Source organism: Pseudomonas sp. FSL R10-2964 (genome assembly GCF_009600035.1).
Classification (GTDB): Bacteria; Pseudomonadota; Gammaproteobacteria; order Pseudomonadales; family Pseudomonadaceae; genus Aquipseudomonas; species Aquipseudomonas bubulae.
This window is the reverse complement of record NZ_WIWH01000113.1, coordinates 1-458: the sequence shown is the minus strand read 5'-3', so window position 1 is coordinate 458 and position 458 is coordinate 1. Positions and strand designations below refer to the sequence as shown.

1 tRNA gene is annotated in these 458 nt (G+C 49.1%); it reads right to left on the bottom strand.

The features are described from left to right. Position 1 precedes the first annotated feature (1 nt). A tRNA-Ala gene (locus tag GHN92_RS23640) sits at positions 2–77 on the bottom strand. Positions 78–458: the final 381 nt, after the last annotated feature.

The window sequence follows — 458 nt, the reverse complement described above, 5'->3', positions numbered from 1 at the left end:
TTGGTGGAGCTAAACGGGATCGAACCGTTGACCTCTTGCATGCCATGCAAGCGCTCTCCCAGCTGAGCTATAGCCCCAAACTTTCAGTCTTGGGTGTTGCTGTGTTGCGTTCTGCTTGTTTCGTGTTGCTGTGTTGACGGGGCGCATATTAAGACTGGATGGGTAAGCTGTCAAACTTATTTTTAAACTTTTTTAAAAAAATTTGCCGTGAGAACAACCACTTACCCTCCCCGCCCCGTAAATACGGGGCCAAACCCCAACCAAAACCTTGTAGCAGCTGCCGAAGGCTGCGTCCGGCGGCATAGCCGTCGTAAATGCAGAATGCTCGATTTGACTGAAAAACCGTGCATTTAGATTTTACGATTGCTTCGCAATCGAACCCAGCCTCGTTCCTTCGGCAGCTTGTGTCTAAAGAAAGGAATAAAGTCTGGGGTGAGAGCGGTGAATGGCAGGTTGTT